The organism is Bradyrhizobium sp. (assembly GCF_049798375.1).
Classification (GTDB): domain Bacteria; phylum Pseudomonadota; class Alphaproteobacteria; order Rhizobiales; family Xanthobacteraceae; genus Bradyrhizobium.
In genome coordinates this window covers 1-6,472 of sequence record NZ_JBARGP010000477.1, presented here as the reverse complement: position 1 = coordinate 6,472, position 6,472 = coordinate 1, and the positions used below count along the sequence as shown (strand labels likewise).

General features: G+C 64.0%; 7 protein-coding genes. 2 read left to right on the top strand and 5 right to left on the bottom strand.

Going from position 1 to position 6,472, the window contains the following annotated elements; translation table 11 throughout:
• Positions 1-139 precede the first annotated feature (139 nt).
• Positions 140-1,468, bottom strand: coding sequence for an MFS transporter (locus WA702_RS19675; protein WP_425112209.1), 1,329 nt, complete (start codon positions 1,466-1,468; stop codon positions 140-142).
• 186 nt (positions 1,469-1,654) lie between these two features.
• Here WA702_RS19675 and WA702_RS19670 point away from each other — a divergent pair, with 186 nt between their 5' ends.
• A complete protein-coding gene (locus WA702_RS19670; protein WP_425112207.1) occupies positions 1,655-2,074 on the top strand; it encodes a DUF2809 domain-containing protein in 420 nt (139 codons plus the stop codon).
• Positions 2,075-2,143: 69 nt separating this feature from the next.
• Here WA702_RS19670 and WA702_RS19665 read toward each other — a convergent pair whose 3' ends face one another.
• Complete coding sequence (locus WA702_RS19665; RefSeq protein ID WP_425112206.1) at positions 2,144-3,319, bottom strand: winged helix-turn-helix domain-containing protein; 1,176 nt, start codon at positions 3,317-3,319, stop codon at positions 2,144-2,146.
• A gap of 55 nt (positions 3,320-3,374) precedes the next feature.
• Entirely contained in the window at positions 3,375-3,605 is a 231-nt protein-coding gene (locus tag WA702_RS19660) for a hypothetical protein (protein WP_425112210.1), read from the bottom strand.
• Between the two features lie 376 nt (positions 3,606-3,981).
• Here WA702_RS19660 and WA702_RS19655 point away from each other — a divergent pair, with 376 nt between their 5' ends.
• Positions 3,982-4,635, top strand: a complete 654-nt coding sequence (locus WA702_RS19655; RefSeq protein ID WP_425112205.1) for an OmpA family protein — start codon at positions 3,982-3,984, stop codon at positions 4,633-4,635.
• 48 nt (positions 4,636-4,683) lie between these two features.
• Here WA702_RS19655 and WA702_RS19650 read toward each other — a convergent pair whose 3' ends face one another.
• A complete protein-coding gene (locus WA702_RS19650; RefSeq protein WP_425112204.1) occupies positions 4,684-5,979 on the bottom strand; it encodes a phospholipid carrier-dependent glycosyltransferase in 1,296 nt (431 codons plus the stop codon).
• Positions 5,972-6,472: LysR substrate-binding domain-containing protein (locus tag WA702_RS19645; RefSeq protein ID WP_425112203.1), on the bottom strand; the 501-nt coding region annotated here is incomplete at its 5' end. The genes WA702_RS19650 and WA702_RS19645, both read right to left, overlap by 8 nt.

Here is a 6,472-nt window from a genome sequence, read left to right as displayed (position 1 = left end):
TAACGGGCCAAGCGTCGTCATTCCGGGACGCGCGCTAGCGTCTAACCCGGAAGCCCGATGTGATGGAAACGAACGCAAGACAAGCTCGAGATTCGGTTCGACGCCGATGCGTCGCCCCGGAATGACGGAATAAAGCGCGTTACTCAGCCGGCGTCTGGCCTGCGAATTCGGCCTTGCTCTCATGGCCCCCGGCGAACACCAGCACGGCCGCAATGAGCGGCAGCACTGATAGCGCGAGGAGGCCATTGGCGGTCGAGCCGGTGGAGTCCTTGATCCATCCGATCAGATACGGTCCACCGAAGCCGGCGAGGTTGCCGATCGAATTGATCAGCGCGATCGCGCCGGCCGCCGCGGTGCCCGATAGCCACGCGGTCGGAAGCGTCCAGAACACGCCGAAGACACAGAACACGCCGATTGCAGCCACCGTCATCACGATCATCGTGACGGAAGGATCGATGATGTAGCTGGAGACGGCGAGCGCGATCGCGATCAGGAACATCGGCAGGCCGACATGATAGACGCGCTCACGCGTTGCATCCGAATGGCGCGCCCACAGGATCATCGCGATGGTGCCGAACACGTAAGGAATCGCGGTGACGAAGCCAGTCTGGGCGTTGGTGAGGCCGAAGGCCTTGACGATCGTCGGCAGCCAGAACTGCATGCCGTAGAGCGCGGCGACAAAGCCGAAATAGATCAGGCTGAGCATGATCACCTTGGGCGAGGACAGCGCATCACTGAGCGTCATCTGATGCGTCGTCTGCTTGGCAGCGGTCTCGGCATCCAGCTTTGCGGCCAGCCAGGCCTTCTGCTCCGATGACAGCCAGGTGGCATGCTGCGGACGATCGGTGAGATAGAACCAGGTGACGATGCCGAGCAGCACCGAGGGGACGCCCTCGAGAACGAACAGCCACTGCCAGCCCTTCAGTCCCATCGCGCCGTCCAGCCCGAGCAGCAGGCCCGAAATCGGCGCGCCGATCACGGTCGAGATCGGAACTGCGATCGCGAACGCCGCCAGGAAGCGCGCGCGATACTGCGCCGGATACCAATAGGTGAGATAGAGGATGATGCCGGGGAAGAACCCCGCCTCCGCCACGCCGAGCAGGAAGCGCAGCACATAGAAGCTCCATTCGCCCGAGACCATCGCCATCAAGCCCGAGATGATACCCCAGGTCACCATGATGCGCGCGATCCACTTGCTGGCGCCGAACTTCTCCAGCGCCAGATTGCTTGGCACCTCGAAGATGAAATAGCCGATGAAGAAAATACCGGCGCCCCAGGCGAAGATCAGCGGCGTGAACTTCAATTCGGCATTCATCTGCAGCGCGGCGAAGCTGAGATTGACCCGGTCGAGATAGGAGAAGAAATAGGCAAGCACCAGGAACGGGATCAGCCGCCAGGAGATGGCGCGGATGGTCGAGGTCTCGATTTCGCTTGCTCGGGCGACAGCTGAGGCGGCGGACGGGCTCATGGGACTTCCCCCCGGAGTTTGTTGTTGCTCGGTTGCTCGCGGGTTTTTAGCATCGCTCGGGCCGAGTCAATTGGAATCGTGCCGCTATCCGCAACGCGATGTGTTTTGAAAGAGCTGTGGTGCGCATGACCATCTCGAGCCCCGCCGGCGCCTGTCGGGCTGCCATGCGCCCGCCGGACCGGGACGATGCTTGGCCTGACGCTGGCCGTGATCGCACTCGGACTGTCCTTGCGTGTGTTCGGGCGCGGCCTCAGCCTGCCGGCTGGTGTCGTCAAATATGGCGGCTCGGCGCTGTGGGCGACGATGGTGTTGTTCCTCCTCGCCGCTTTGCGCCCGCGCCTGTCGCGGCCACGGCTGGCCCTCATCGCCATGGCGATTGCCGTGGTCGTCGAACTGATCCGGCTGGTGCACACGCCCTGGCTCGACGCTTTCCGCCTCACCCTGGCCGGCGCGCTGCTGCTCGGGCGGATCTTCTCGCTGTGGGATCTGGTGGCCTATGGCGCCGGGGTTTTGCTGGGCGTGGCGGTTGATTGGGCGATCGGTCGAAGGATCCGTAGGATGGGTGGAGCGCAGCGATACCCATCTTGCTTGCGCGACTGGGAATGATGGGTATCGCTTCGCTCCACCCTCCTACGATTTCTTCGCCCGGCCGGGACCACATGGAATTTGAGCGGACTAATCCCCCAACTGAAACCGCGCGAACCGATCGAGCTCCTCCTCGATCCGGCGCTTGAGCTCCTTGCGCGCATCGCCTTTCGCGGACTTGCCTTTGCCGACCCAGCTCCACTTCTGCATCAACAGCTTCCGCTTGGCGCGATCGGTCTTGATGTCGAGCGCGGCGACGATCTCCTCACCGACCAGCACCGGCAGCGCGAAATAACCGAATAGCCGTTTCTCCTTCGGCACATACGCCTCGAAGCGATGGCTGTAGTCGAAGATGAGGGCGGTGCGCTTGCGCTGGATGATCAGGGGATCGAACGGTGACAGGATGTGGACCCGCTCCGGCGGGACCTCACTGGCCTCCCGCTCCAGATCAGCAGGACGCGCCCAATGCAGCTGCTTAGTCGCGCCTTCGAGATCGACAGCGACCAGCTCGCCACGCCGCACCCGAGTTTCGATCAGCCGCGCGATCTTGGCCTTGCGCGGTGCGTCGAGGTGGCAGATCGAATCAAGGCTGACCACGCCTTGGGCGCGTAAGCCGCGGTCGAGCAGATAGGCTGTCACCTCGGTCTCCGTCGCCGGCTTCGGCGGCCTGTCCCAGCCGAAGTGCCGGTTCGTCAGGTCATACGTCTTGAGCATGCCGTCGCGGCCGGCGACGGTGACCTCGCCGCGATAGAAGCCGAGCTGCAGCGCCCGTTTCGACGGCTTGCGGCTCGCCCACAAATGCTCCTTCTCGGTCAGCACGTCATCGTCGATGTCGCGGATGGTGAGCGGCCCGTTTTGCCGCAGCAGCCGCATCACCTTGCGCATGTCGTCCGGCTTGACGGATGTGAGCCAGCGGTGGCCGTCGCGGCGATGGCGCCGCATCGCCGGCAGGAAGAAGCGGAAATCCTGCGTCGGCACGTAGGACAGCGCATGGGTCCAGTATTCGAACACGCTTCTGTCGACACTCTGCGCCTGCTTCAAATCGGCGCGGCGATAGGCCGGAATGCGCGTGAACAGGATGTGATGGTGGCTGCGCTCGATGACGTTGATGGTGTCGATCTGCACATAGCCGAGATGGGCGACCGCAGCAGTCACGGCCTGCGCGCCATCGCCGAGCGGCGCCTTGGCATCGAGACGCTGGGCGCGCAGCCAGATGCGCCTGGCCTGGAGCTTGGTCAGCGGGAAGGTTTGTTCGGGCGTGGACATCACCCGCGATTGTAGCGGGATTCGGCTGCTGCTGTCAGGCCCGATACTATCAGGCTCAAGGCTTTTGCTTTTGCGGAATGCTGCCGGTCGCGACGTCGGCGGCGCAAGAGGCACGGCCCGGATCGGCAGCCTGGCACTTGTAGACCCGCCCTGTCAGCCGGTCGACCAGCCAGGCGGTGTCATCCGTCGGGCTCTCCAGCCCGACATAACGACCGCCGAGCGCGGTGATCAGAGTCGACAACAGAATGGCAATGGCGATGAGCGACGCCCCGACCAGGATTGGCATCGCGTCATTGGAACCGGTCTGATCGGCCTTGCCCGAACGCTGCCCTTGATAGTCGCCATGCCTGCGCGTGGAATTGAACACTATGCTGCTTTTGCCCGTCTGGTTTCTTGCTCTTGGATCGCGACCATCGCCGCGATCTTGCCTGCAATCTTCCTCGATCGGCGAGTCGGGTAAAGCGGTATGTGGCCGTTTTGGTGTCGACAGGTCGTCGATCCCACGACGGCTTTGCGGCCTGTCTGCAGCTGTGAAACACTGACGTGGGCCGGCGCGGCCGCTTCCGCCTGTGATGGCGATCACATTGGCGGGATTGAACCCGCTCTATGGTTCGCGCACCCAATTGCCATCAAGACTTTGCCGCTTTTCGAGGACGACGACGATGACGAATTTTCTTAAAAATTACGGACGCCAAATATGTGTCGCGAGCGCTGTGCTGTCGATCACATCAGGGCTGGCGCTGGCCGGCGACGCCACCATGTCGGCCGACCAAATCGTGAATGCGCTAAAGCCGAAGGCTTCGACGCGCGGCATCACCATCGGCCCGCAAGCCGGCCAGCGCGTCGACCCGGCGGCCCAGGCCAAGGAGGCGGCGCTGCTCAACCGCGTGCGCAACCGCAAGACCCGTTCGCTGTCGCTCGGCGAGCGCCAGCAGATTGCCGAAGTCGCAGCGACCAAGCCGAACATCGATCTGGAGATCCAGTTCGATTACAACTCGGCCGAGATCAGCCAGGCGTCGATGCCGGCCGTGCAGGAACTCGGCAAGGCGCTGTCCGATCCCAGCCTGAAAGACGCGACCTTCGTGGTCGCCGGCCATACCGACGGTGTCGGCAGCGACGGCTTCAACCAGGATCTCTCGGAGCGCCGCGCCGACACCATCAAGCGCTATCTGGTCGCGAAATACGGCCTTGCCGGCAAGGATCTCGTCGCCGTCGGCTACGGCAAGACCAAGCTGAAGGATACCGCCAATCCGGCCGATCCGGTCAACCGTCGCGTCCAGGTGGTCAACATGGAAGCCGGGACCGCGGCGAAGTAACGACGCGATTGCGCTCCGTCTCATCGCAGGATTCGAAGCGCGCGCCCGTCAGATCCAACTCTGGAACAGCATCAGGCGACCGAACGTCGCCATCGACGTGCCAACGAACGCCGCCGAGACCGGCAGCATCGCGACGAAGCCCAGCAACGCGATGGCAACGACGGCCCACAGCGCCAACGACGGCCGGCGCGCTTTCAAGCACGCATAGGGCAATGCCAAGCTCAACAACGTCGCCGACGGCAGGTAGTAATAGATAAAGCTCAGGGCGCGCGGCAGCAGCGCCCATGGCAGATAGCAGCCGAGATAGAACACGACGATCAAGAACGCAGCCCTGCGGCGCGCGACGATGACATCATAGACGCAGACGAGCAGCGCCGCGAGCCCCGGCCACAGCACCAGCGGATTGCCGAGTTGCACGATCGCCGCGATGTGCTGATCGTCGACCTTGTCGAACAGGAACCAGACCGGCCGCACCAGCAACGGCCAGGTGGGCCACGCGCTCATATAGGTATGGCTGGGGATCGCCGTGGTGATGCTGTCGGCAAAAATGCGATGCTGCGCCTCGGCGATCGCGATCAGCGACCATCCGTCGCGCGGAATGAAGGTGGCGACATAGCAGATAATCGGCAAGACACCGAAGCAGAGGATGATCTGCGGCAGCGACAGCTCGGGCCACAGCTCCGGATGATACCAGTCGTCCTCCTTGGCGTCGGCGAACGAGGTCTGCCAATGCTGCAGCATCCGGACCAGGCCGACGATGCAGAGCGCGGTTGTCCACGGAAACAACCCGCTCCATTTGCAGGCGGTCGCAAGGCCGAACGAGATGCCGGACACCGCGAACAAGATCTGCGGCCGATCCCGCCGAAACCCATGCATGAAGGCGGCGATGGCAAGCAGGCCGAAGCCGAGCGCGAAGATGTCGAGCATCGCGGCGCGCGCCTGCACGAACAGCATCTGGTTGAGCAACGCGAGCGCGGCGGCCGCGAGCGCCGGTCCCTGTGCCGCGAACAACGCTAGGCCGCACAGATAAATCGCCATCACGGCCAGCGCGCCGAACAGCGTCCCCGCATAGCGCCAGCCGAATGCGTTGTCACCGAAGCTGCGGATCGACAGCGCGATCAGCTCCTTCCCCAACGGCGGATGCATCGGATTGAGCACCGGCTCATGCGGCGCCGGCAGCAGCATCTGCCGTGCCGCCGGCACGTAGTGCACCTCGTCGAACACGAATTTGTCCGGTGTCGCGAGACCGACCAGGAGCGCGGCATGGGCCACGATAAAAATGAAAATCGCGATCAGGGTGCTGTGCCACACCGAGAGCGATCGAGGCTCCGCCACATCATCCATCCGCGACCTCGAACAGCGCCCGCTCGTGACGGAACATCGCGATCAAGGTATCCACGACCGTCCTGATCGACACCTCCTTGCGGTCCTGCCGCCGCGTCAGTAGCCAGATCTCGCGCGGCGCGGGCACCGGCGTCAGGCGGCACAGGCTCAGCCGCTTGTCGGCGCGGCCGACGAAATGCGGCAGCAGCGCGAGCCCGGCGTCGGCCCTCGCGGCAGCGGCCTGGGCGAACTGGTTGCCCGCACGAAACGACAGCCGCGCGCGCGGAAAATGACGCGCCAACCAGACCGCCTCGGGGACATGCGAGTTCACCTCGTCGAAGCCGACGAAGGCCGGATCGGCGCCGGCCTCGAGGCGCCGGCAGAGTTTTGGCGTGCCGTAGAAGCCATAGCCCATTGTCACCAGCGGCCGTCCCAGAAAGGCGCCGTCCTGCGGGCGCCCGAGGCGAACGGCGATATCGGTCTCATGCCGGTCCAGGCTGACGGTACGTAGATC

Excerpts from the sequence above, each read along its gene's own strand:
- WA702_RS19675 (WP_425112209.1), bottom strand. The coding sequence starts at position 1,468 with ATGAGCCCGTCCGCCGCCTCAGCTGTCGCCCGAGCAAGCGAAATCGAG.
- WA702_RS19670 (WP_425112207.1), top strand. The coding sequence starts at position 1,655 with ATGCTTGGCCTGACGCTGGCCGTGATCGCACTCGGACTGTCCTTGCGT.
- WA702_RS19665 (WP_425112206.1), bottom strand. The coding sequence starts at position 3,319 with ATGTCCACGCCCGAACAAACCTTCCCGCTGACCAAGCTCCAGGCCAGG.
- WA702_RS19660 (WP_425112210.1), bottom strand. The coding sequence starts at position 3,605 with ATGCCAATCCTGGTCGGGGCGTCGCTCATCGCCATTGCCATTCTGTTG.
- WA702_RS19655 (WP_425112205.1), top strand. The coding sequence starts at position 3,982 with ATGACGAATTTTCTTAAAAATTACGGACGCCAAATATGTGTCGCGAGC.
- WA702_RS19650 (WP_425112204.1), bottom strand. The coding sequence starts at position 5,979 with ATGGATGATGTGGCGGAGCCTCGATCGCTCTCGGTGTGGCACAGCACC.